The 26,007-nt window shown below is 33.0% G+C and carries 23 protein-coding genes, 1 tRNA gene and 2 pseudogenes; 20 read left to right on the plus strand and 6 right to left on the minus strand.

What is annotated here, in order from left to right; all coding sequences use genetic code 11:
- Both CAAU_RS10100 and CAAU_RS10105 read right to left on the minus strand, forming a co-directional pair.
- The coding region (locus tag CAAU_RS10100; RefSeq protein ID WP_040306504.1) for an RNA-guided endonuclease TnpB family protein at window positions 1-514 on the minus strand (514 nt) is incomplete at its 3' end.
- Window positions 515-682: 168 nt separating this feature from the next.
- Window positions 683-1,926 (minus strand): annotated as a pseudogene (locus CAAU_RS10105) (NAD(P)-dependent oxidoreductase).
- 148 nt (window positions 1,927-2,074) lie between these two features.
- Between CAAU_RS10105 and CAAU_RS10110 the strand changes: the two are divergent.
- The 9 genes from CAAU_RS10110 (at window position 2,075) to CAAU_RS10150 (ending at window position 11,569) form a co-directional block, all read left to right on the plus strand.
- Window positions 2,075-2,425: a DRTGG domain-containing protein gene (locus CAAU_RS10110; RefSeq protein ID WP_008909341.1), complete on the plus strand. Its 351-nt coding sequence runs from the start codon at window positions 2,075-2,077 to the stop codon at window positions 2,423-2,425.
- A complete protein-coding gene (locus tag CAAU_RS10115) occupies window positions 2,425-2,847 on the plus strand; it encodes an ATP-binding protein (RefSeq protein WP_008909342.1) in 423 nt (140 codons plus the stop codon). Before CAAU_RS10110 ends, CAAU_RS10115 begins: the two co-directional genes overlap by 1 nt.
- Before the next feature lie 18 nt (window positions 2,848-2,865).
- Window positions 2,866-4,089, plus strand: a complete 1,224-nt coding sequence (locus CAAU_RS10120; RefSeq protein ID WP_008909343.1) for a [Fe-Fe] hydrogenase large subunit C-terminal domain-containing protein — start codon at window positions 2,866-2,868, stop codon at window positions 4,087-4,089.
- A gap of 1 nt (window position 4,090) precedes the next feature.
- A complete protein-coding gene (locus tag CAAU_RS10125) occupies window positions 4,091-4,429 on the plus strand; it encodes a DRTGG domain-containing protein (protein ID WP_008909344.1) in 339 nt (112 codons plus the stop codon).
- Window positions 4,426-5,133, plus strand: coding sequence for a PHP domain-containing protein (locus tag CAAU_RS10130; protein ID WP_008909345.1), 708 nt, complete (start codon window positions 4,426-4,428; stop codon window positions 5,131-5,133). Before CAAU_RS10125 ends, CAAU_RS10130 begins: the two co-directional genes overlap by 4 nt.
- Before the next feature lie 109 nt (window positions 5,134-5,242).
- Complete coding sequence (gene glgP / locus CAAU_RS10135) at window positions 5,243-6,859, plus strand: alpha-glucan family phosphorylase (protein ID WP_008909346.1); 1,617 nt, start codon at window positions 5,243-5,245, stop codon at window positions 6,857-6,859.
- A gap of 62 nt (window positions 6,860-6,921) precedes the next feature.
- A complete protein-coding gene (locus tag CAAU_RS10140; RefSeq protein WP_008909347.1) occupies window positions 6,922-8,895 on the plus strand; it encodes a molybdopterin-containing oxidoreductase family protein in 1,974 nt (657 codons plus the stop codon).
- A gap of 460 nt (window positions 8,896-9,355) precedes the next feature.
- Entirely contained in the window at window positions 9,356-10,657 is a 1,302-nt protein-coding gene (locus CAAU_RS10145; RefSeq protein WP_008909348.1) for a hypothetical protein, read from the plus strand.
- 12 nt (window positions 10,658-10,669) lie between these two features.
- A complete protein-coding gene (locus CAAU_RS10150) occupies window positions 10,670-11,569 on the plus strand; it encodes a DUF362 domain-containing protein (RefSeq protein ID WP_008909349.1) in 900 nt (299 codons plus the stop codon).
- Window positions 11,570-11,590: 21 nt separating this feature from the next.
- Here CAAU_RS10150 and CAAU_RS10155 read toward each other — a convergent pair whose 3' ends face one another.
- The gene (locus CAAU_RS10155) at window positions 11,591-13,042 is read right to left on the minus strand and encodes a nicotinate phosphoribosyltransferase (RefSeq protein ID WP_008909350.1); all 1,452 of its coding nucleotides are present in this window, start codon (window positions 13,040-13,042) and stop codon (window positions 11,591-11,593) included.
- 93 nt (window positions 13,043-13,135) lie between these two features.
- Here CAAU_RS10155 and CAAU_RS10160 point away from each other — a divergent pair, with 93 nt between their 5' ends.
- A complete protein-coding gene (locus CAAU_RS10160; protein WP_008909351.1) occupies window positions 13,136-14,080 on the plus strand; it encodes an RsmB/NOP family class I SAM-dependent RNA methyltransferase in 945 nt (314 codons plus the stop codon).
- Between the two features lie 29 nt (window positions 14,081-14,109).
- Here CAAU_RS10160 and CAAU_RS10165 read toward each other — a convergent pair whose 3' ends face one another.
- The gene (locus CAAU_RS10165) at window positions 14,110-15,840 is read right to left on the minus strand and encodes an ATP-dependent metallopeptidase FtsH/Yme1/Tma family protein (RefSeq protein ID WP_008909352.1); all 1,731 of its coding nucleotides are present in this window, start codon (window positions 15,838-15,840) and stop codon (window positions 14,110-14,112) included.
- 117 nt (window positions 15,841-15,957) lie between these two features.
- Here CAAU_RS10165 and rnhA point away from each other — a divergent pair, with 117 nt between their 5' ends.
- The 9 genes and pseudogenes from rnhA to hydF all read left to right on the plus strand — a co-directional run bounded on the left by rnhA (window position 15,958) and on the right by hydF (window position 23,427).
- On the plus strand, window positions 15,958-16,416 hold the full coding sequence (rnhA, locus tag CAAU_RS10170) for a ribonuclease HI (RefSeq protein ID WP_008909353.1): 459 nt from the start codon (window positions 15,958-15,960) through the stop codon (window positions 16,414-16,416).
- A 106-nt stretch (window positions 16,417-16,522) separates the two neighbouring features.
- A complete protein-coding gene (gene pckA, locus CAAU_RS10175) occupies window positions 16,523-18,103 on the plus strand; it encodes a phosphoenolpyruvate carboxykinase (ATP) (RefSeq protein WP_008909354.1) in 1,581 nt (526 codons plus the stop codon).
- A gap of 151 nt (window positions 18,104-18,254) precedes the next feature.
- Window positions 18,255-18,680 carry a YaaR family protein gene (locus CAAU_RS10180; RefSeq protein WP_008909355.1) on the plus strand — a complete coding sequence of 142 codons (426 nt, stop codon included), beginning with the start codon at window positions 18,255-18,257 and terminating at the stop codon, window positions 18,678-18,680.
- 61 nt (window positions 18,681-18,741) lie between these two features.
- Window positions 18,742-18,816, plus strand: a tRNA-Glu gene (locus CAAU_RS10185).
- Window positions 18,817-18,887: 71 nt separating this feature from the next.
- Entirely contained in the window at window positions 18,888-19,259 is a 372-nt protein-coding gene (locus CAAU_RS10190) for a phage holin family protein (protein ID WP_008909356.1), read from the plus strand.
- 133 nt (window positions 19,260-19,392) lie between these two features.
- Window positions 19,393-20,379, plus strand: a complete 987-nt coding sequence (glpX, locus tag CAAU_RS10195; RefSeq protein WP_008909357.1) for a class II fructose-bisphosphatase — start codon at window positions 19,393-19,395, stop codon at window positions 20,377-20,379.
- Window positions 20,380-20,540: 161 nt separating this feature from the next.
- A complete protein-coding gene (locus tag CAAU_RS10200) occupies window positions 20,541-20,786 on the plus strand; it encodes a TM1266 family iron-only hydrogenase system putative regulator (protein ID WP_008909358.1) in 246 nt (81 codons plus the stop codon).
- 11 nt (window positions 20,787-20,797) lie between these two features.
- Complete coding sequence (gene hydG, locus CAAU_RS10205; RefSeq protein WP_423219155.1) at window positions 20,798-22,222, plus strand: [FeFe] hydrogenase H-cluster radical SAM maturase HydG; 1,425 nt, start codon at window positions 20,798-20,800, stop codon at window positions 22,220-22,222.
- A 12-nt stretch (window positions 22,223-22,234) separates the two neighbouring features.
- A pseudogene (gene hydF, locus CAAU_RS10210) lies at window positions 22,235-23,427 on the plus strand ([FeFe] hydrogenase H-cluster maturation GTPase HydF).
- Window positions 23,428-23,449: 22 nt separating this feature from the next.
- Here the strand turns inward: hydF and CAAU_RS10215 are convergent.
- Window positions 23,450-24,103, minus strand: coding sequence for a class II aldolase/adducin family protein (locus CAAU_RS10215; protein WP_008909362.1), 654 nt, complete (start codon window positions 24,101-24,103; stop codon window positions 23,450-23,452).
- Between the two features lie 4 nt (window positions 24,104-24,107).
- Window positions 24,108-25,136, minus strand: coding sequence for an S-methyl-5-thioribose-1-phosphate isomerase (mtnA, locus tag CAAU_RS10220; protein WP_008909363.1), 1,029 nt, complete (start codon window positions 25,134-25,136; stop codon window positions 24,108-24,110).
- A 403-nt stretch (window positions 25,137-25,539) separates the two neighbouring features.
- Between mtnA and CAAU_RS10225 the strand changes: the two genes are divergently transcribed.
- Window positions 25,540-26,007 (plus strand): UPF0236 family transposase-like protein (locus CAAU_RS10225; protein WP_192811216.1); only part of this gene is annotated, 468 nt, incomplete at its 3' end.

A 26,007-nucleotide genomic window follows, 5' to 3' on the forward strand; every position in this document is an offset into this window, starting at 1 on the left:
TATCTATTTTAGGTAATTCTTTAATTTCTTCTTCTACAAGTATAGAAGCATAATATTTGCCTGTTGGCGTTTTTGATATAGTTACGGATTTAATTCTTCCTTCAAATTGTCTGTGTTGTTTTATTTTTATTTTTGTCTTTAACTTTGGAACTTTTAGATAACTACCTTCAAGTGTTACTGTTCCATTTTGATTATTTGTAGTATAAGACTGGTAACCTTTCTTTTTCTTGAACTTTGGAAAACCTATTTTCTTATCTCTAAAAAAGTTTTTATATGCCTTCTCTAAATTAAGCTGTGCATTAGCAAGGGCAAGGCTATCTACTTCCTTTAGAAACGGATATTCTTTTTTATATTGTGCAGGTGTATTGTTTAGCATTTCTCCTGTTTTTTTATAGTATTCTATTTTGTCATGTAGCATTTTGTTGTATATAAATCTTACACAACCAAATACTTTAGCAAAATATTCTTCTTGTTCTTTTGTTGGATATATCCTGTATTTATAAGCCTTTAGCAAAATTACACCTCCTTCCTGTAATACTGATTATATCATAAAAAAGAATTTATCAATCAACATTCATCACCCACTTATAGAAGTGGGCGACTTCTGTTGCTCTTTAGTTAAAAATTTACTTGGAGGTGATTGATTTGATTACGAAATTTAAAAGAGGGGATTTTCCCTCTTTTAAAAAAGCTCTGGATATTTTTCTCTAACATACTGGTCTATTGCTTCTGCGACCTTTTTAGAAAGGCTTACAGCTTCAACAACAGTTCTTGCACCGGTTACAACATCTCCTGAAGCAAAGACGCCTTCTTTTGTTGTTCTTCCAAGATTATCTGTAAGAAGAAGACCGCTATTGTTAATTTTTAATCCCTCAGTATTAGATACTATATTTGCTTTAGGCCCTTGGCTTGCTGCAATTATAATCGAATCAGTTTCTAATATTGCTTCTGTCCCAGGTATTTCTACAATCCTATCCTTTTCATTGTTTGATTTTTCTGTCTTAATATATTTTATTCCTTCGTCTAATATTTCAAGGGGAGATTTAAAAAATTCAAATTTAACTCCATCTATTTTAGCATATTCTATTTCCTCCCTATTTGCAGGCATATCCTCTTCGCCACGCCTATACATTATTATAACTTCTCTTACGCCCTTTCTTAGTGCTGTTCTTGCAGCATCGATTGCGGTATTTCCAGCACCGATAATTACAACCCTCTGTCCTAAATCATAAACATCAGGATTTTTCAAGTAGTCTATTGCATAATGAACGTGGCCGAGGCTTTCTCCTTTTATTCTAAGGGGTTTAGGGTTCCAAACTCCAGTGCCAATAAATATTGCCTTGTAGCCATCACTAAATAAATCCTCTAAAGTTATAACTGGACCTATAAGAGTATTTGGTCGTATTTTAACTCCCATATTAAGTAGTTTATTTTTAATCAAATCTAAAATATTCTTAGGTAAGCGGTAGTCGGGAATGCCATATCTTAAAACACCGCCTATTTTATTATGGGCTTCGAAAATAGTTATATCATAGCCTTTTCTTGCAAGCATAAAGGATATTGTTATTCCTGCTGGGCCAGAACCAATGACTGCAATTTTTCTATCCTTGTTTATATTAGGACTTTCATTTAAAATTCTAAATAATATTCCGAAATATAATTTTCAATAATGCTTACCTGAATAGGGTTGTTCTTATGGTTTAAAATACAATTTCCTTCACAAAATTTTTCAACAGGACAAACAAGTGAACATACTGAGGATAAGGGGTTGTTTTCAAATAGCATCTCCCCTGCCTTTATAATATCACCCTCAAGAAGCATTTTAACCATATCGTTAACTGGGGTGCTTACAGGGCAACCCATTTTACATCTTGGATTTTTACATTGAAGGCAACGCTTCGCCTCATCAATTACATGTTTTGACATACCACCACTCCCTGTATGAATTTATAATAAATATACACAAATATGGAAATTTAGTCAAACTTGTATTTTAGCTGTTAAAAAAATTACATTGAAAAAGTTTCAGAAAAATAATAATATTATATTAGATTTTTTTAACGGGGGAATGATGATGAAATTAGGTAAAATTAAAGAGCTTTTGGAGGCAGAAGTTTTATGCAATGAAGAATTGCTTGATTATGAAGCAGTAAGTGCCTTTGCTTGTGACCTTATGAGTGACGTTTTGAGTTTGGCAAAAAAAGAAACTATTCTATTAACAGGTCTTACAAATGTCCAGGCGGTTAGAACAGCAGAAATGCTAGATTTAAGGTGCATAATTTTTGTTAGAAATAAAAGGCCTGATGAGAGCGTAGTTGAGCTTGCCAGGGAAAAGGGAATATGTGTTCTTTTTACGAAATATACGCTATTTACTGCTTGTGGTATTCTTTATTCAAATGGTTTAAAAGGAGCTGATATGTTATAATGCAGGAATTGTTAAGTGTTAAATATGATGTTGAAAGTGGAGATTTTATTCGTGGTGGTGAAGCATCAAGCAGTATTAAGAAATTATTACAGCAGTTGGGGATTAAAGCGGATATAATAAAAAGAATTTGTGTAGCATGTTATGAAGCGGAAATGAACATAGTTATTCATAGCTATGGAGGATATATAGAGGCGAAAATATTTAACAACAAAGTAGAAATAATAGCAAAGGATAGGGGACCTGGAATCGAAAATATTGACCTTGCAATGAAGGAGGGCTATTCAACGGCCCCGGAGTATGCAAGGGAAATGGGATTTGGTGGAGGTATGGGACTTCCCAACATGAAAAAAAGCTGTGATGAATTTTATATAGACTCTAAGATGGGTGAGTATACTGAGGTAAGGATGGTAGTATATTTTTAATTTAAAAAGGTGATATTTATGAAAGAAATTTTTCACTCAGTTTCACTGATTGAGGAAAGGTGCATAGGCTGCACAAAATGCCTTATGAATTGCCCTGTAGAAGCAATAAGAATAAAAAATGGAAAGGCTGTTATATATAACGAAAAATGTATAGACTGTGGAGAGTGCATTAGAGTATGCCCATATGGAGCCCATGTTTCTAAGGGAAATTCCTTAAATGATACCGAAGGTTACAAAATAAAAGTCTTGATACCTTCAGTAACGTTATATCCACAGTTTGGACAAGAAATAAATCCAGAAGAAATAAACAAAGCCCTTTTAAGCTTAGGTTTTGATGAGGTTTTTGATATAACCTTTGCCTGCGATGTTAAGGCTGAGATATTAAAAAAGGAAATAACAAAAGTCGAAAAACCAGCAATTTCAACATTATGCCCTTCGATAATTCGATTGATTGAGAAGGACTTTCCATCCCTAAATGATCATATTGTTAAAATGTTAACACCTATAGAAATTTCAGCGGCTTTAATCAGAGAAAAGTATTGCAAAATGGGATATAAGGAGAATGAAATTGGAATTTTCTTTTTAACGCCATGTCCAAGCTGGATTACTAAAATAAAAGAACTAAAATATAATGAAAAAATAGGCTTTGATGGTGCTATTGCAATAAGTGAAGTTTATCCTAAACTATTAAAAGTTTTAAATAAAACGTCGAATAAAACCTATAGAAAAATATCTAAAACTGGCCTTTTATGGTCCTTCTCAGGAGGACAAAGTCAAGCAATCGGGATCGACAATTTTTTAGCAGTTGATGGAATAAAAAATGTTATAAAGCTATTTAATGACGTAGAAAAGGGAAAAATAAAAGATGTTGATTATATAGAAGCCTATGCCTGCACAAGAGGATGCTTAGGAGGATTATTTTTGATAGAAAACCCCTTTAATGCAGAAAGGATTGCAAAAAAGATAATAGCTAATGGTGAATTTAGCTACAATGTTGAACTGCACGATGAGTTTCAAAGTAAATTTGCAAGGGAGGATATATTAAAAGTTAATTTGAAATTTGCAGATGACTTTGAAAGTGCAGTTAAGATGATAAAGAATATGAATAAAATAATTAATATGCTTCCTGGAACAGATTGCGGACTTTGTGGTTCACCATCCTGTAGGGCATTTGCCGAGGATGTTGTAAAGGGTTTGGCAAATTTGAATGATTGTAAATTTATAAAAAATGGAGGAGAATAGAATGAAGGTTAGGGATTTAATAAACAGCTTAAATCTTAAAATTTTAGCTGGTGAAAAAGGATTAGAAAAGGATGTAAAAGGTGTTTATTGCTGTGATCTTTTGAGCTGGGTAATGTCCCATGCAAAAAGTCAAAATGCTTGGATAACCGTTCAAATTCACACGAACATAGTAGCTATTGCAAGTCTACTAGAACTTTCATGCATTATAATTCCTGAAAATATTGAAGTTGAAGAAAATACATTAGAAAAAGCCAATGATGAGAATATCCCTATTTTACAGTCAGACTTAAATTCCTACCAATTATGTGTAAAATTAAATCAATTGGGGATAGACGAATGAAGTTCTATTATGATCTACACATCCATTCAGCTTTATCACCTTGTGCCGATGATGACATGACTCCAAATAATATACTTAATATGGCAAAACTGAAGGGACTCGATATTATAGCAATTACGGACCATAATTCCTGTAAAAATTTAAAGCCCTGTATGGAAATAGGTAAAGAATTAGATATATTAGTAGTCCCAGGGATGGAGCTTCAGACTATGGAAGAAGTGCATGTTTTATGCCTTTTTAAAACGTTAGACGCAGCAATGGAATTCCAGGGTTGGGTTTATTCTAATTTACCAAAGATTAAAAATAAGAAGGAGCTTTTTGGAAGACAATTCATTTACAACGAATTAGATGAAATAGTTGGAGAAGAGGAAATAATGCTCTTATCCTCTGCAAATGTTAGTATAGATAAGGCTTATAATAAAGTTAAGTCCCTTGAAGGTCTTTTTATTCCATCCCATATTGATAAGGAAAGCTTCAGCATTATATCCAATTTGGGTTTTATTCCTTATAATTTAAGCATTAAGGCGTTGGAATATGTTGATCTTATTAAGTTAGAGAAACTAAAAATAAAGGGTTTTATTCCTGATGATGTAAAATTTATAAAAAATTCAGATGCCCATCATTTAGGCTTAATATCGGAGAAAGAAAATTATATAAATTTAAACAAAAGATCCATTGACGATTTTTTTGCTTATTTTGATTAATATTTTATATAATTTATACAAATTTTTTTATTTTAAAATGCAAACGATTGCATTTAGTAAGAAAATATATTAAAATAAAAATAAAAAAGGATATTGGGGAGGAAAAAAGATGGACAAACTACCAAAAGTTGCATATTTTTGTATGGAATATGGTTTAGATTCAAAATTTAAGATTTATTCTGGTGGGCTTGGAATATTAGCAGGAGACATTTTAAAAGCTGCTAAAGATTTGAATGTTCCAATGGTAGGTATTGGAATTAAGTGGAAGCAGGGTTATGTTGATCAATATATAACTGAGGATGGAAGGACGTTAGATACATATAGAGCTTATGATTACGATTTTTTAGAAGATACGGGAATAACGGTAGATGTAGAAATCAAAGAAAGCACTTATACTTTAAAGGTATGGAAGGTAGATAAATTTAATAATGTTCCGTTATATCTTTTGGATGCTGATGTTGATGGAAATGAAAATAGGCTAATAACTTCCCAGCTTTATGGTTGGTTTTCTGAAGAAAGGGTTGCTCAAGAAATAATTTTAGGTGTAGGTGGAGTTAGGGCCTTAAGAAAGCTGGGAATCGATGTTGATGTTTACCATTTTAATGACAATCACCCTGTGTTTGCCGGCATAGAACTTATTAGAGAAAAAATGGAAAATGGGTTAACATTTAACGAAGCTCTAGCGGCAACAAGGGAAGAAATCGTATTTACAACTCATACTCCAGTTCCAGCTGGAAATGAAGTTCATTCCCATAGATTACTTGAATACATGGGGGCATACTTAAATCTTGACTATTGGCATATGAAACGATTAGGTGGAGACCCCTTCAGTATGACTGTTGCAGCCCTTAGAATGAGTAGAATTTCAAACGGTGTTGCACAGCTTCACAAGGAAACAGCAAACAAAATGTGGGAAGGTGTGGAAGGAAGTTCTAAAATAATAGGTATTACTAACGGCGTGCATAATGGAACTTGGCAGGATGAAAGAATAGTTAAGGCTTATAAAGAAGGAAAAAGTTTACTTGAAGTTCACAATGAAATCAAAAAAGAGTTAATAGCCTTTGTTGAAAAAAGAACCGGCGTAAAATTAGATGCTGAAAAACTTTTAATTGGTTTTGCAAGAAGAGCTGCACCATACAAAAGAAGCAATTTGATTTTTACCGACGAAAAACTAATAGGACCATATTTAGAAAGCGGTAAAATACAGATAATATTTGCAGGTAAAGCTCATCCAAATGATTATACAGGGAAAGGCATTATTTCAGATATTGTAAAGATGGCTAAAAAATATCCAAATAGCGTTGTATTCTTAGAAAACTATGATATGGAAATAGGTGCGATGCTAACTAGAGGATGCGATATATGGCTTAATAATCCAAGAAGACCACAGGAAGCATCAGGAACGTCTGGAATGAAGGCTGCCATGAACGGAGTATTAAACTGCAGTATTTTAGATGGTTGGTGGCCTGAGGCATGTATTCACGGAGTAAATGGATGGCAGTTTGGAGATGGGCTTGGAGTTGATGATTTTGATACATTAGAGGAATTAGATAAGCATGATGCTAAAGCTTTATATAAAGTTCTTTTAGAGGAAGTTCTTCCAACATATTATGAGAATAAATCAAAGTGGGAAGAAATGATGAGAAAGAGCATAGAAACTACTCAAGAAAAGTTCTCAGCTGCAAGAATGGTAAAAGAATATTATGATTTAATGTATACAAAATAACAGGGGTTCCCCCCCTGTTTTTTTATGTGCTAAAATATTATAAAAAGCAAAGGGGGATAAAGATGAAGATAAGAAGCGGATGTCCAAGGGATTGCTATGGAGGCTGTTCGGTAATTCTAACTGTTGAAAATGATAGGATAGTAAATATTGAAGGGGATCCTTTAAATAAAGCAACACAAGGGTATATTTGCTTGAAAGGAAAATCGTATTTAGAAAAAAATTATGGGGATAAAAGACTAAAATTTCCATTAAAAAGGGTTGGAGAAAGAGGAGAAGGAAGATTTGTAAGGGTTTCATGGGAGGAAGCAATAGAGGAAATCTCAAAAAAGATAGATTATTATCAAAATATCAGTCCAAAAAGCATCATGTTTTACAAAGGGTCTGGGGAAATAGGAATTTTTAGTAAATGTGCATTTGGATTTTGGAACCAACTTAAGGGATATACTACTACATATGGAGATCTATGCTTTTCGGCTGGATTAGAAGGAGTAATTCAAACCTATGGAAAAGCAATTCACAATGCCCCATGGGATCTTGAAAATGCAAAATGCATAGTTTTATGGGGGAAAAATTCTGCCGAGACTAATTTCCAGGAGATGCTTTTTATAAAAAAAGCAAAAAATAACGGAGCAAAGGTTATAGTTATAGATCCTGTTAAAACAAAAACAGCAAAGGAGGCAGATTATTTTATTCAAATAATGCCTGGTAAGGATCTGCTTTTTGCTTTGGGACTAGCAAATTATTTGATTAAAAATAAAATGATTGATGAAGAGTTTATTGACAAATATACATATGGGTTTGAAGAGTTTAAAACCTATGTTGAAAAGTTTGACTTAAAAACTGTAGCAACGATATGCAAAATAAATGAAGAGGAGATTACAAAATTAGCAAGATTGATTTGGGATAATAGACCTTTAAGTTTAGTTTGTGGATTAGGACTTCAAAGAAGGATAAATGGAGGACAAACGATACGAGCTATAGGACTTATTCCTGCCTTAGTTGGAAGCGTAGGCATAGAAGGTGGAGGCTTTAGGTATGCTAATCTATCTGAACCTAAATTAAAATGGCCTTTTTTGATAGATCCTCCGGAAGAAGTAGACTATGTTCATGTAAGTGAAATAGGCAAGGAAATTATTGAGAAAAATATAAAAATGTTATTTGTTCAAAGTGCCAACCCTGTTGTATCAAATCCAGACTCAAAAAACATAAGAAAAGCAATATCTCAATTAGATTTTATAGTTGTTATTGAGCAATACTTAAGCGATACTGCAAAATTTGCTGATTATATTTTACCAGCAGCTGCAACTTTTGAGTATTACGATATTTTAAAATCCTATTGGCATCCCTATGTAATATTTATGGACAAAGCACACGATCCTTTGGAGGAGTGCAAGCATGAAAGTGAAATTTATAGAATGCTAGCTAAAAAATTAAAGTTGAATTTAGATTATATTCCTGAAAACAATATAGATAATATAGAAAAAATTTTAAAAGCATCGGGAATTGAAAAAAGTTTAGAGGAATTGAAAAATGCCCCATATTTACCTGAAGATTATGATGAAGTAGCTTTTAGGGACAGAAAATTTAATACAGTTACAGGAAAAATTCAATTTAAGTCAAAGACCATGAAAAGGTGGAAAATGAGCCTAATCCCGGAATACATAGAAAATAAAAGGACAGATTATCCTTTGATGCTTATATCCTACCACTCTTATGAAAAAATAAATTCCCAATATTCAGAGATAGATAAAATTAAAAAACTTCTAGGTGCTCCAAAGGCCAAAATAAATCCTGAAGATGCAAGGATAAGAAATATTAATCATGGAGATAAAATAAAGATTTTTAACGATATGGGTGCAATATATGCCTATGCAGAAGTTACAAGTGATATAAAGGAAGGGGTCATAAGTATCCCATTTGGTTTTTTAGCTGAAGAAAAGGCTAATGTGAACGACATAGTTGAATCCATGAAAACTGATATAGGAAATGGAACAGCCTTTCATGACAATTATGTAGAAGTAATTAAACTAGATTAGTTTAATACAGACTGTTGAAAAAGTTGTTTTTTGATAAGCCCCGTGAAGGATTTCCCTGGCATTCGCTCATTTCGCTAAGCAATTCTAAGCTTTTCTTTGTTTTCAAAAGTCCTACCCTCGTGAGCCGACATCCGTGTCGGCCACTCGGCTCTGCACGTCCGTGTGCAGAATTACGGACTTTTGAAAAGTCGAAAAGTAAGAATTGCTAGAGCTCATGAGAGATGCCTTTTTGAAATCCATTCACGGGGCTCTTGCAAAATTTCAACACCAAAGATGGTTTGTCTACAATCTGAATTAAACTAGATTAGTTTAATATAATATATTATTTGGCACAGATTTTTCCTGTAGGCTTATAATAAATGAATCTGTGCTTTTATTTTGTGCATTCTTTGATTAAAAAAAATGAATATGGAAATAATTTTAAGTAAAGGGATTTGTTATAAATTTAGGTGGTGTTTTTATGAAGGATCAAGAGAAGATCGTCTTGTTTAAGGAATACATGAAGCAAAATGGATTTGATGAGAAGAGGATTAATTTTAATGTAAAGGTAGTTACAACCTTTAAAAATAACATTTTAGATTACTTTGATGAGACGCTAGATAATTTTGATAGTTTTACCTTTGATGAGTTCACAGATAAAGTTAGTTTAATCGATGATGAATTTGGAGGAAGGGAAAAGATCCCTTTAATACTTAATGCTATGCTTGATCTTACAGAATTTTTAAAGGAATATAAATTTATAAAGGGCGGGAAGATAGCTTATTATAAACGAATGTTCACGGATGTTGAGTATTATCTTCAAAAATATGACATGTTAAAAGGCAGAAAAAGCGAAGCAAAGGAAACTATAAAAAATTATCTAAACTCAGAATTTGTAAAAAAGGTAGTAAAGCTTACAGAAAATGCTTATTTATTAGACTTTAAAACTATGAAGTTAATCGATTATTTTTTAAATGATGTTCCAATTAGCCTAAGTTTTGACAATTGTTTGATTAATCTTGTTAAAGATTTTCTTATAAAGACGGAATTTTTGGAGGTTAAAAATTCAAACATAACAGTAACTAAGATAGGAAGGATGGTATCACGTTTAGAACCAGAGGAGCGTTACGCTATTATTTTAAGCAATGTATTTAATTTAGAAAAGTGGGTTACGGAAGAAAAATTTTTTAATATTCGCAATTTATTTTATGTAATTTATTCTGTTTTTAGTTTTAAAGAAGAGGTCCTTTTACATACAAAATGGGAAGAAGATAATATATTTATTTTATCAAAGGACGAATTTAGATTAGATTATATTCTTAGGGATGATACTTGCAAGTTATATTTTGACACATTTTTAGTGGGTTTAGGACTAATTGAATATGTTTCAGAAAATAACATTAAGAAGATTTCTATTACTGAAATAGGGAAAAATATATTTAAGATAGTAGCAAAGGATTTGAATATTATAATAAAAAACAAAATAGAATATATTGCTTCATTAATTAAATATAAAAAGCTTGATGAAGCTGAGAATGAAATTAAAAATTTTTTATTAATATATGGAGAACATCCTATTGTATGGGATTTTTGGGGTCAAATTGCTATTTTAAAAGGTAATTATTTAGATGCCTATGAATTTTTAAAACATGCCTATGAAACAGCAAATAAAAAGAGCAAACTGGTAAAAAGTGTTGTTTATCATTTAGTTATATGCTGCAAAAGATTAAAAAGGGATGAGGAAATAAAACTATATGAATCGAAGTTAGCAGAATTGAAGTAAGGAGATGATGCAATGTTAAGGAAAAAAGCATTAGACAGCAATATTATTGCAATAGTTAATAACCCAAATGAAGGCTTGGCACTTAGGGAAGCAATTGCGCTATTGCCTTTTAATGGTTTTATAAAAAACAATCATACTGTTACAATTACGGCCAACTTGGTAAATTTAAACCCACCACAGCAGGGTGTCGTGGTAGGACCACAAACTTTAGAAGAGCTTATAAAAATTATAAAGGAACAAAACCCCAAGCGAATAGTAGTTGCTGCTGGCTCTGGTGGTGCCACAACCTATGATGTGCTAAATACATATGGATATAATCAAGTTTTAATGAAGGAAGGAGTAGAATTTTGTGATTTAAATGTGGGAGAGTTTGAAGATTTGGAATTAGAACATGATATTGTAAAATCAACTAAAGTTAATAAACTGTTATTTGAAACAGATATATTAATTTCCTTTACCCAACTTAAAATTCACGAGGAAGCTACAATTTCTGCATCGATAAAAAATATAGCATTAAGTTGGCCTCCAGCATCTGTTCACGGTTATCCCAAAAAAAATCTTGGGATCCATGAAGACCTCCATGGATTTATTTATGCTTTTGCTAAAAAGGTGCCAATAGATTTTTCTATTGTTAGCTTAAGCCCTGCAATGATAGGAACAGGTCCTTCTAAGGGAAAAGCAATTCATAGCGGTTTTCTAGTTGCTGGATTTGATGCCGTTGCAGTTGATACTGTTTGTGCAAGACTTTTAGGCTTTAAACCCCAGGCTATAAATTATCTATTTAGATTAAGTAATGATAAGATAGGCGTTAGCAATATAGAGGATATCGATGTTAAAGGGATTAAACTTATTGATGCTGAAAAGCAATTTTCCCTTATGGCATATGGAAAGGAGTTTGCAATAGATGAATAAGGCTGCTCTTTTAAGGCAGCCTTATTTTGAGTATTTTCTCAATAATTTTTGTTTTGTCTTCCATAGCTTAAAGGAAAGATCTACATAATATCTATGGGGATTTTCAAATCTTAAAACTTCATCCCAAAGGGTTTCAATTTCCCTTTGACAATATTTTTTTATTTCATGAACTGAAGGACTTTGATAAATACACTTTCCTTTGTCGAATATTTTAATTAAAAGCTTTCGTGCTTTGTAATTTTCAAGTGTTTTTGTTTTCCAAGTGTAGACAGGATCAAATATTTTAAGTGGCTTTGACTCATCTATTTCTTCACTAGCAAAGGTTATTAAATCTGCAATAGCTTTGTTAGTAACATTGTCATATAACCTGTAGACTTGCTTAAAGCCGGGATTAGTTATTTTTTCTGGGTTTTCGCTTATTTTTATCTTAGGGATTATTTTACCATTTTCTTCAACAGCAACAAGCTTATATACACCTCCAAATACAGGTTCAGATTTTGCTGTGATCAATCTTTCACCAACGCCGAAGCTATCAATTTTTGCACCCTGTGATAAAACATCTCTGATGATATATTCATCTAAAGAATTGGAGGCTACAATTTGGCAATCTGGAAATCCTGCTTCATCTAGCATTTGCCTTGCCTTCTGTGAAAGATATTTTATATCGCCGCTATCTATTCTAATTCCTTTTGGTCTATACCCTCTTGGAAGAAGTTCCTCTTTAAATACTTTAATAGCATTTGGCACTCCAGATTTTAAAACGTTATAGGTATCAACAAGCAAAAGACAATTCTCAGGATAAATTTTTGCCCATGCCCTAAAGGCGTCTAATTCATTGTCAAACATTTGCACCCAACTATGGGCCATGGTTCCTACGGCAGGTATTCCAAACATTTTTTCAGCAATCGTATTGGCGGTTGCAGCACAGCCGCCTATATATGCTGCCCTTGCACCTAAAATTGCTCCATCGTAACCCTGTGCTCTTCTTGAGCCAAATTCAAGAACAGGACGACCTTGGGCAGCTCTAACTATTCTGTTTGCCTTAGTTGCTATTAAGGATTGATGATTTATAGTTAGCAAAATCATGGTTTCAATAAATTGAGCCTGAATTATAGGACCCTTTACTACTACTAATGGTTCGTTAGGAAAAACAGGAGTTCCTTCTGGAATGGCCCAAACATCGCACTCAAATTTAAAGTTTTTTAGATAATTCAAAAATTCCTGATCAAAAAGACCCTTTTTTTCTAAGAATTTAATGTCCTCTTCTGTAAATTTTAGATTTTTAAGATATTCTATTAGCTGCTCTAAACCGGCAACAATACTAAATCCTCCACCATCTGGAACATTTCTAAAAAACATATCAAAATAAGCGATTTTATTGCCTATGCCGTTTTTTAAATATCCATTGGCCATAGTAAGCTCATAAAAATCAACCAATAAAGTTAAATTTCTATTATCCTTCCAATCGATCATTTTGATGCCCCTTTCGACTTACTTGAAAAAAATAATTAAAAATTATATATTTTATATTATAACACAAATTATATTTACTGAAAGGAGAATAAAATGGCGTCAATAACGGAAATAAGGAAAAAAATTCCTCAAGATTTACTGAATTCATTTTACGATATATTTGATATTCACACTGTAGACAAAATATTATATGGTATTTCAGATAAGAAATTAACGACATTAAGGGTAAATACTTTAAAATATGATATTAAAAGTTTGATGGATTTTTTTAAAGAGGTTAATATAAAATTTGAAAGGGTTAAATGGAATGAAAATGCCCTTATATTGAAAAATGCAGATGAAAGGGATATAGAAAAATTAAATATATTTAAGGAGGGACAAATTTATCTACAAAATTTATCCAGTATGATTCCGCCTATAATATTAGATCCCAAAGAAGGAGAGAAAGTATTAGATGTTGCAGCAGCGCCGGGTAGCAAAACAACACAAATGGCAGCAATGATGAAAAACATGGGATTCATATTGGCAAACGAAGCAGATAAAATTAGAGCCGAAAGGTTAAAGTATAATCTAAAGTTACAGGGAGTAGAAATCGCCGAGGTTAGAGTAGGAAAAGGGGAAAAGATAGGGGAGGAATATCCTGAATTCTTCGATAAAGTCCTTTTAGACGTTCCCTGTAGTGGGGAAGGAATAATATCCATAAAGGATCCCAAGACATACAGAGGATGGAGCCTTAAGGAAGTTGAAAGATTATCCCGCCTACAAAAAAAATTATTTGAAAGTGCATATAAAGCCCTAAAAAAAGGGGGAATTATGGTTTACTCAACCTGCACTTTAAATAGGAAAGAAAATGAAGAAATCATTGATTGGGCCCTTAACAATTTTGACATAAAAATAATGAATATAGACAGACTTGATAATAATTTCTTAAATGGAATTGATATAGGACTTAGTGACGAGGTTAAAAAATGTATAAGAGTAATTCCAAATGAAGTATATGAAGGATTTTTTGTGTGCAAAATAAAAAAGAAGGATTAGGATAGCCTAATCCTTGGGATATTTTCCTGTTATAAATTTAATATTGAGTTTATCTCATTCTCAAAAATGGTTTCATTTTTTATTAAATATTCCGCCAAAATATCGAGCTTGTCCTTATTTAGGCTTAAAAGGTTTACAACTTCAGAATAGATTTCGTTTACTTTCTTCTTAATCGTTTCTACATTTTCATTTAAATTTAATCCTTCAATTAGGCCATAATTTATCAAGCCAGTCTCTTCCAACATTCCATATTCTTGAGCCATGTTTAATAGTATATTAGTGACATGTTGTAAATCTGAATAGGCTCCTGTTGTAATATTTTCTTTTCCAAAGATGATTTCTTCTGCTGCTCTTCCTCCAAGAGCTATTTTTACCTGTTTTAACAAATCGCTTTTAGTTTTAAACATTTTATCGGGGGGGACATTTAAAGTGTATCCTCCTGCACCTTTAGTGCTTGGAATTATTGTTACTTTCTTTACTGAAATTTCTGGGGCGACTAATTTTGATATAAGGGCATGTCCAGCCTCATGATAAGCGGTGATCTTTTTATCCATAGCGCTTATATAGCTTCTATCCTTCTTTTCAAAACCTGCAATGATAATATTAAAGGCCTTATCAAAATGATAATTGGTAATAAACTCAGCTGATTCTTTTGCGGCTAGGATTGCTGCTTCATTTACAAGGTTTTCAAGTTTAGCACCAGAAAAATATGGCGTCATTTCAGCAAGTTTAAAAAGGTCAACATCCTCTGATATCGGTCTGTTTTTTGTGTAAAGCTTTAAAATCTCATATCTTGCTCTAATATCAGGAAGATTTACTTCGATGTGCCTATCAAATCTTCCAGGTCTTAATAGAGCATCGTCAAGAACATCAAGTCTATTTGTTGCTGCTATTACAACTATTCCTTGACTATCCTTAAAACCTGACATTTCTGATAGGAGGGCATTTAAGGTTTGATCTCGTTCATCGGAGCCTCCATCGGCCCTTGAGGTTCTTTTTTTGCCTATAGCGTCTATCTCATCAATAAATATAACAGCCTTTTCCTTTTCACGAGCCTTTTTGAATAAATCTCTAATCCTTGCAGCACCTACACCGACGTAAATCTGAACAAAATCGGAACCATTTACTGCGAAAAATGGAACATCAGCTTCGTTAGCTAACGCTTTTGCAAGAAGTGTTTTACCAGTTCCAGGAGGACCATATAAAATTATCCCCCTTGGAGGTCTTGCGCCAAACTTAGCATATTTTTCAGGGTTCTTTATAAAATCTACCAACTCCAATATACTTTCTTTTGCTTCTTCATTACCAGCAATATTATTAAAGGTTACTTTAGTAGCACTTTTTGTATCATATTCGATACTTGACATGGATTTTGAAGAGGGAGCTATTTTTTTAGACAATAAAGTTATTATAAAGACAGTAACAATAACAAAGAAAAGTATTCCGCCAATGGTATTTGCTACGTTAGAAGAATTTTCCTTCACATGAACGTTTTTTAATAAAAGCATTTCTTTGAAGTTTTGACTTCTTGGATTTTCAGTATAATAGATTATGTTATCTTTAGTAACTACCTTTATAAATTCGGAATCACTTAAGAAAACTGTATCTATTTTATTTTGTTCTACCATCGTTAGAAAATTTGTGTAACCTATTATATTTTTTTTCTCACCTTTTAGATTGTAAAAATAGATACTTAAGATTAAAATAATTATTATCAGCAAAGGAAGAAGAATTAAATTATATTTTTTTATTTTATTCATGTGACCACCTCAAATATTTTAGTTTACATAATATTTTACATTTTTTATCCTGGGTCTGTAAAATTATTTTAATATTAATTACCATGTAAATTTATGTTAAAGACGGGAGTGGATAGAATGAAAAAAGAAGTTATAATTTATACAGATGGAGGCTGTAGGGGAAACGGCAATGAGGAGACTGTTGGAGGCTATGGTGCAGTTCTTATATATAAGGATAAAATTAAAACTATAAAAAAAGGCTTTAAAAAAACTACCAACAATATAATGGAACTTACTGCGGCGATTGATGCATTATCTCTGCTTAAGGAACCCTGCAAAGTAAAATTACATAGTGATTCTGCATATTTAGTTAATGCCTTTAATCAGGGATGGGTGGAAAAATGGAAGAAAAACGGGTGGAAAACTGCAAGTAAAGAGCCAGTAAAAAATAAGGAGCTTTGGGAGAAATTAATTGAATTTACTAAAGTCCATGAGATCGAGTTTATTAAGGTAAAAGGACATGCAGACGATGAAATGAATAATCTTTGTGACAAACTTGCAAATGAGGCAATGGATGAAATAGAAAATGAAAGATAACTGCAATATTTTATTTATTTAAACATTGATGTTGCAATTTATAATGCAATTGTGTAAAATAATATTAGGAAGGTATTATCCTAATATTATACTAGGGGGAATTAAAATGTCTTTAGCTGAACATTTAAGAAGTTTGAATTTAATAAACTTAGGTAATGTATATTATAATTTATCACCTTCAAAGCTTGTAGAACATACGATTAGAAGAGGAGAAGGAAGCCTAACTTTAACAGGGGCTTTAAATATTAATACTGGAAAATATACAGGAAGATCACCTCAGGATAGATTTATTGTTGATTACCCCGAAATACATAAGAATATAAATTGGGGAAGGGTTAATAAACCAATTAGCCCGGAAGTTTTTGAAAGGATATATGCAAGATTAGCTGCATACCTTCAAAAGAAGGATGTTTATGTATTCGATGGGTTAATTGGGGCTGATAGAAGATACACCCATTCAGTTAGATTTATCAATGAACTTCCAGCACATAATTTGTTTGTAAGACAGCTTTTTATAAGGCCATCAGATAAGGAACTTGAAAATTTTATTCCACAGTTTACAGTAATAAGTGCTCCAAATTTTAATTCAATTCCAGAGCTTGACAAAACTAATTCAGAAGTATTCGTAATTCTTGACCTTGTAAAGAAAATAATAATTATCGGCGGAACCCATTACTGTGGAGAATTGAAAAAGTCGATGTTTACAGCGATGAATTTTATGTTGCCTATGGCTAATGTTCTGCCAATGCATTGTTCTGCAAACGTTGGTGAAAACGGGGATGTAGCTTTATTTTTTGGACTTTCAGGGACAGGAAAAACTACCTTGTCAGCGGATCCTGAAAGAAGACTTATTGGAGACGATGAGCATGGATGGTCTGAGGATGGCATTTTCAATTTTGAGGGCGGATGCTACGCAAAGTGTATAAATCTCTCAAGGGAAAAGGAACCTCAAATTTACGATGCTATCAAGTTTGGTGCGTTATTGGAAAATGTAGTTCTTGATGAGAAGGGCAATCCAGATTATTCGGATGATAGATATACTGAAAATACAAGGGCAGCTTATCCAATAGAATATATTCCAAATGCAGTTTTAGAAGGAACAGGCGGACATCCAAAGACGATTCTGTTCTTAACAGCTGATGCCTTTGGAGTATTGCCACCGATATCAAAGCTAACTAAAGAACAAGCAATGTTCCATTTCATTTCAGGTTATACGAGCAAATTAGCAGGAACTGAAAGGGGAATCGTAGAACCTCAAGCAACATTCTCCTGTTGTTTTGGAGAACCCTTTATGCCTATGAATCCTTCGGTCTATGCTAAAATGCTTGGGGAAAAAATAACTAACCACAATGTAAATGTTTACTTGGTTAATACAGGCTGGACTGGAGGACCCTATGGTGTAGGGAAAAGAATGGATTTATCCTATACAAGGGCAATGGTTAGGGCAGCTATAAATGGAGACTTAGAAAAGGTAGAATATTTTGAGCATCCGATTTTTAAAGTTTTAGTTCCTAAGAGTTGTCCAAACGTTCCAGCAGAAATATTAAATCCGATAAACACTTGGGAATCCAATGAAGAATATAACAAGTATGCAAAGGAACTTGCAATAAGATTTTATGAAAACATCAAGAAATTTGAGGATTTAACTGATGATATAATTGAAGCTGCACCTAGTATTTCACTATAATTATTTTGCTATAATGTAGATAAAAAGACACAGAATTATGAAATTCAATTAATCATAATTCTGTGTTTTTTTTAGGCAAACAGCATCCCTATTGAAGAATATTATGAAAGATATTAAAATAAAATTAAGATTAATTCTAGGGGTGCAAGACATGCAAATAAGGAAGATTAATTTAACAAAGACAAATAACATAAGTCCATCAAACAAGACAAAAGTAGATAGCGATTTTTCTTCAGCACTTGACTTAGCAAACAAGGAACAGACTGAAGGGCAACTGCAAAAGCTACTTAATGAAATCGATATCCTTGGAAAGCGTTTAATTGCTACAAGAAGCCTGGAGGATGCAAAAAGGTATAAATTAAAGGTTCAGGAATACTTATCCTTTGTTATTAAAAATGCTTATATCTTAAAGAGAGAAGTAGGGCCATATAACTATGGAATACATATTAAGATTGAGGTGATAAATAGCAAAATAGATGAGCTTACAAGAGGATTAATTGAGTCACAGAGGGATATAATAAACTTAGCAGATAGAATAGAAGAAATAAAGGGACTTTTAATAGATGTCTATAAATAATGTTTTATTGGTCTTTACAAATAATAGAAAATATTATATAATCTTATTGAAAAAAGAATATGGTCCCATGGTCTAGAGGTTAGGACACCGCCCTCTCACGGCGGTAGCAGGGGTTCGATTCCCCTTGGGACTGCCAAAAGTGCCTTATAGGCACTTTTTTTGTATATTTTTTGCTTTTTTGACCAAAATACTAATGGAGGTGTTACTATGGGTGAAAATAGAGAAAGAAAAAACGTAAATATTTTTTCAATCATCATTAAGTTTTTAGTAAATGCTGTAATTCTTGTTATTGCAAGCTTTTTAGTTCCTGGCTTTAGGGTTGCTGGCTTTGGAACAGCAATATTGGCTGCTATTGTTATTTCAGCACTTGATTATCTTATTGGATTAGTATTTAAACTGGATGCTTCACCCTTTGGCAGAGGAATTGTAGGTTTCTTAATAGCTGCAATCATTATTTACTTAACTCAATTTATTGTGGCAGGTGTGTCAGTTACAGCATGGGGGGCTATCCTGGCTGCACTGGTAATAGGCATTATAGATGCAATAGTTCCAACGGATGTTTTCTCACAAGTATCATAAAAATATCCCATAAAGGTTTCCTTTATGGGATATTTTTATGTGATAAACTATATTTTAAATAATATATCTTATATTTCATTTTACTATTCAATATGATATAATAAAAACAGAAATTTTATCTTGGAGGGACGCTATGGAAAAGTTTGATATTGCAATGGGGATTGTGAGGGTAACAGAGGCTGCTACACTTGCATGTTCTAAATTATTAGGAAAAGGTAATATTGAAGAGGTGGATTTAGCTGCAGCAAATGGAGCTAGATTTGCCTTTGAATTATTACCTATTAAGGGAAGAGTAGTGATAGGAGAAGGGGAGATAAATAAGTCTCCAATTCTTTATATAGGTGAAAAAGTTGGGCAGTGGAAGGATGGGCAAACAGAATATGATATTGCAATAGATCCAATAGATGGGAATATACTTGTTGCTAAAGGAAGACCTAACGCAATAAGTGCTATAGCACTTTCAGAAAAGGGGAATATTTTCAGAGCACCCCAAATATATATGAAAAAGATAGCTGTTGGTCCTAAGGCTAAAGGTGCAGTAAATTTAAATGCAAATTTTGAAACTAATTTAAAAAATATTGCAGAAGCTTTAAATAAAGATCTGAAGGAATTAACTGTGATGGTTCAGGATAGACCAAGACATGAGGAGATTATAAAAAAAGCAAGGGAAATTGGTGTAAGAGTCAAGATATTTGCTGAAGGAGATATAGCAGCTGCCCTTGCGACAGCTTTTGATGATACAGGAGTAGACGTTTTATATGGAATAGGTGGAGCACCTGAAGGCGTTCTGGCCGCTGCAGCACTAAAGTGTTTGGGTGGGGAAATTCAAGCAAAACTAATGCCACAAAACGATAGACAGCTTGCAATGTGTAAAAGAGCTGGGATAGAAGATATAGAGAAAACTTTAACAACCGATGACCTTATAAAGGGCGATGATGTTTACTTTGCAGCTACTGCAGTGACAGACAGCGATCTTTTAAAGGGAGTTATTTACAAAGGGGATACAGCTTTTACACATTCAGTTGTAATGAGACAAAAAACAGGAGTTGTAAGGTTTGTTGATGCAATGCACAAGCTTGAAAAAAGCTTAATTCATTTTAAAGAGGATTATTTTATTTGATTTTCAAAAAACTATGTTATATAATTAACTTAAATCCATTATTTTGGAGATTCCGAAATAATGGATAAGCATTTTCCGATTGCAAGGAGGTGTCCGAGCAAAAGGGTAGGGAAGTAAATTAGCCCTTCAGCTTTTGCTGAAGGGCTTTTTTGGAGGTTGCTATGGAAAAGAGAATTGGTGTTGTGGGCATTGTAATTGAAAACTTTGATAATACCTATAAGGTTAATGCTATACTACATGACTATTCTAATATTATTGTTGGAAGAATGGGTATACCTTATAGGGATAGGGGGATATTCATTATTTCACTTATAGTTGACGGGACAGCAGATGAGATAAGCGCAATGACAGGAAAGCTTGGTAAAGTGGAAGGTGTTAATGTAAAAACCGCATTATCAAAAATTTGAATGGGAGGCAAATTATGAAGGATATAAAAGCTGAAGACTTTATAATTCATGAAGAAATTATAGAGTCGATGGAATTTGGAGAGGAAAAATCGAAGGACAAGGTATATGTAAGGGAAATTTTACAAAAAGCAAAGGAGTGCAAAGGGCTAACCCATAGGGAAGCTGCAGTACTACTACATGTTGAAGATGAAGATATTCTAAATGAAATGTTTAAAACTGCAAGGGAAATTAAAGAGAAAATTTACGGAAAGAGAATCGTCCTCTTTGCACCGCTATATGTAAGCAATTATTGTGTAAATAACTGCTACTATTGTGGCTATAAACATACCAATCAATCTTTTAAAAGAAGAAGGCTTACAATGGATGAATTAGTTGAAGAGGTAAAGATTTTAGAATCCTTAGGGCACAAAAGGCTTGCCCTTGAGGCAGGGGAAGATCCTGTTAACTGTTCTATCGATTATATCTTAGATTGCATTAAAACTATTTATTCCATTAAATTTGAAAATGGAAGTATTAGAAGAATAAACGTAAATATTGCTGCAACTTCAGTTGAAAACTATAAAAAATTAAAGGAAGCAGGCATAGGAACTTATATTCTGTTCCAGGAAACATATCACAGACCAACCTATGAAAAGATGCATCCTTCTGGTCCAAAGCATGATTATGACTATCATACAACTGCTATGGATAGAGCAATGCAGGCAGGAATTGATGATGTTGGAATAGGGGTGTTATACGGGCTTTATGACTATAGATACGATACTATAGCTATGCTTATGCATGCTGAGCATCTTGACAATACCTATGGTGTAGGTCCCCATACGATTTCTGTTCCAAGACTTAGAGAGGCAGAGGGTGTATCGTTAGAAACTTTCCCTTATCTTGTTAGCGATAAGGATTTTAAAAAGATTGTTGCTGTATTAAGACTTGCTGTTCCTTATACTGGAATGATTTTGTCGACAAGAGAAGAACCAAATTTTAGAGACGAAGTTATTGGACTTGGAATATCCCAGATTAGTGCAGGTTCCTGCACTGGAGTAGGAGGATATGTGGAAGAATACAAACTGCATATTCATAAAGAGGATGAAAAACCTCAATTTGAAGTTGGGGACCACAGATCACCACTTGAGATAATAAAGAGTTTATGCAAGGGGGGATACATCCCAAGCTATTGCACGGCTTGTTATAGGGAAGGAAGAACAGGCGAACGATTTATGAGACTTGCAAAAACAGGACAAATTCATAATGTCTGCCAACCTAATGCAATTTTAACCTTTAAAGAATTTCTATTGGATTATGGGGATAAAGAGGCAAGAGAAATTGGTGAAGAAACAATAAAAAAGGCCCTTGATGAAATACCAAATGAAAGAGCAAGAGAGGCAACTATTGAGAGATTAAAGAGAATTGAGGATGGAGAAAGAGATTTAAGATTCTAAGGAGTGGATTCTATGCAGGATACACCAAAGGCAAATAGACTTCATATAGCGATATTTGGGAAACGAAATGCAGGGAAATCAAGCTTAATAAATGCTATTACAGGGCAGCAGATAGCATTGGTGTCAGATTTTGCGGGGACAACTACGGATCCGGTTTATAAGGCCATGGAGCTGTTACCAATTGGACCTGTAGTGATAATTGATACAGCAGGACTTGACGATGAGGGAGAATTAGGAGAGCTAAGAATAAAAAAGACAAAAGAAGTTATGGACAAAACTGATCTTGCGATATTAGTTTTTACTGCTGGAAGTAAAGATTTTAGCTTGGAAAAAGAATGGTTTAATGATTTAAAAGAAAGAAATATTCCAGTAATTGGTGTAATAAATAAGGTTGATTTAGATGATATTGATGTTGAAGAATTGCAAAAAGATTTTGACATTCCCTTTGTAAAGGTGAGTGCAAAAAATAAGCAAAATATTGGAAAACTAAAAGAATTAATTCAAATTAATGCACCAAAGGATTATGAAAGGGAGACGATAGTTGGAGATATAATAAAACCTAAAGATTTGATTTTGCTTGTTGCTCCACAGGATATACAAGCTCCTAAGGGAAGATTGATTCTTCCACAAGTTCAGGTATTGAGGGATATACTAGATCATGATGCAATGCCAATAATAGTTAAAGATAGTGAACTTGAGGATTCATTAAAGGTTTTAAATAAAAAACCTGATCTTGTGATTACTGATTCCCAAGTTTTTCTAAAGTAAATTCTTTTATTCCAAAGGATGTTCCCTTAACTTCTTTTTCAATACTGTTTGCAAGATATAAGGGTGAACTTGAATATTTTGTTCAAGGGGCAAAAAAAATCAATGAGTTAAAACCTGGAGATAATGTTTTAATTGCAGAGGCCTGCACTCATCATCCTTTAGAGGGGGATATTGGTAGACAAAAACTACCAAAGTGGCTTGAGGAAAAAGCAGGTGGCAAATTAAACATTACTGTTAATGCAGGCGTGGATTTCCCAGAAGATTTAACAAAGTATAAACTTGTAGTTCATTGTGGTTCATGCATGTTTAATAGAAAACAACTTATGACAAGGATAATACGATGTTCTGAACAAAATGTGCCTATTACAAATTATGGAGTGGCTATAGCAGAAATAAATGGAATTTTAGACAGGGTTATTGAGGTGTTTAAAAAATAAGGCTGCAACTTAAAATGCAGCCTTATTTTATCATTTCATTTTTGCTATATATGTTAAGATAAATATCCCTCATCTTTTCAACTTCTTCTATTGCTAAGGGTTTTGGCATTCCAATTTGGGTTGCAAGGATATATATCTTTGCTGATTTTTCAAGTATTTGACAAACATTAAATGCTTCTTTTAAATTTCTTCCGAGGGATATTGCACCATGGTTTGCCAGCAATACAGCATTTTTACTTTCTAATACTTCTAAAACATTCTCTGCAAGTTCAGATGTTCCAGGAAAGGCGTATTTTGCACAAGGAACCTCTCCTCCTATTATCATAGCCATATCTTCTATGATTGCAGGGATGTTTTTCCTTGTAACAGCAATAGCAGATGCATAAATGCTATGAGTGTGAATAATAGCTTTTACATCACTTCTAAACTTGTATATTTCTGAATGAACAACTAATTCTGTTGATGGAGGATGATTTCCTTCAATAACATTGCAATTTAAGTCACAGATCACTAAGTCTTCTGGTTTAAGCTTTTCATATGGAATACCGCTTGGAGTAATTAAAATCTTATCATCTAATCTTGCACTTATATTCCCCCAGGTTCCAAATACAAGGCCGGATCTTTTTATCTCCTGACCATAAAAAATTATTTCTTTTTTTAGACTTTCAATGTCCATTGTATCACCTCATGATTTTAATATTTTCCTCAAAGGGAGGATAGATAACTCCTTTATCAGTGATAATAGCAGTAATATTTTCGTTAGGTGTAACATCAAAGGAAGGGTTGAAAACTTTAACGTTTTCTGGAGCAATTCTAACATTAAATATTTGTCTTACTTCTTCATGGCTACGCTCTTCGATTGGTATTTCTGCACCGCTTTTTATATTTAAGTCAAAGGTAGAATATGGGGCAGCTATATAAAAAGGAATGCTATGAGCCTTTGCAAGGACAGATAGGGAATAGGTCCCAATTTTATTTGCTGTATCGCCATTAGCAGCTATTCTATCAGCACCAACTATTATAGCATCAATTAAACCAAGCTTCATTACATAACCTGCCATATTATCGGATATCAATGTAACATCTATTCCGTCGCTCATCAGTTCAAAGGCAGTTAATCTTGCACCTTGAAGAAGTGGCCTTGTTTCATCTGCAAAAACTTTAATTTCTTTACCCATTTCTTTAGCGCTTCTGATAACGCCCAGGGCAGTTCCCCAGCCTGCTGTAGCTAAAGCACCAGCGTTACAGTGGGTTAAAACAGTGCATTTATTGGAAAGCAATTTAGCACCATATTCTCCAATTTTTTTATTAAGCTCAAGGTCTTCATTGAATATATCATTTGCTTCATTTTCTAATAATGTAATTATATTATCATTGTCATTGTGCAAAGCAGAATAAAATTTATCCTTCATCCTACTTAAAGCCCAAAACAAATTAACGGCTGTTGGCCTTGTTGAGGCTAATGTTTCAAATACCCTTTGCATATCCTTTTCAAATTTTATTTTATCATTTGAATAAACTTCTTTTGCACCAAGAACAACTCCATATGCTGCTGCTATTCCAATAGCAGGTGCTCCTCTAACCACCATACTTTTTATACATTCTGCTACATCTATGAAACTGTTACATTCTATGTATTTAACTTCTATCGGAAGGAGCCTTTGATCTAAAAGATTAAGTTTAAAGTTAGACCAAATTATCGGTTTCATATCTATTTCCCCTTTGTTTTAAACTTATAAGTTCTTGAGTTGCAAATTGTTAATTGTATGATTTTTTAATAAAGTTTTATTTACTAATTGACAAACAACTTTTTACATAGCTCATAACCAATGCAATAGTAGCATAACACAAATTAGTTTTCGCTGCAAGGACAACCTTTGCAACCTTAGTCATACAAATTAACTTTTAAATAGTATTCTTAATTCAGTATTTTAAGGGTATAACAGGAGATTAAGCATCCGCTTCGGAAATTATGGCTATCTTTATCAATTTCAATCTTTCATAGTGTAAAATTATTGTAGGACGAAAAAAGACAAAAAATTTAAAAGAGACAACCCCTGTGATAAAATAAAAGTGAAAAAAAACACACAAACCAATAAGGGGGTGTCTCTTTTGAATAATATTATACAACAACATTTAATAAATTTCACTACTAAATTAATAAAAAATGTTGAAGAAACTATATCAAAAGAATGGGATTTAACAAAACTTGTTGATGTAGTTAAAAAAATGACTGATGAATTAGGAGCAAACATAATAAAGGACTTTTTAGAAGAATTAGATAAAACGATTAAAGAAGATGAAAAAAGGAAAAAGGGATGGGTAGTAGAAAGGAAAGACAAGAAAAAGATTGTAACAATGCTAGGCGAAATAGAATATGCAAGAACGTATTACAAATCTAAGAAGAATGGGGAATATAGATATTTACTTGATGAAATTATAGGGATAAGCAAACATGAGAAGGTAGATAAAGAAGTAAAGATAAAGCTGGTGGAGAACGCAATTAATATGTCCTATGAGGAGAGTAGTAAAATAACATGTCCGGAGAAACTAAGTAGACAGACGGTATTTAATGCAATA

It is taken from the genome of Caloramator australicus RC3 (assembly GCF_000297115.1).
GTDB lineage: Bacteria > Bacillota > Clostridia > Clostridiales > Caloramatoraceae > Caloramator > Caloramator australicus.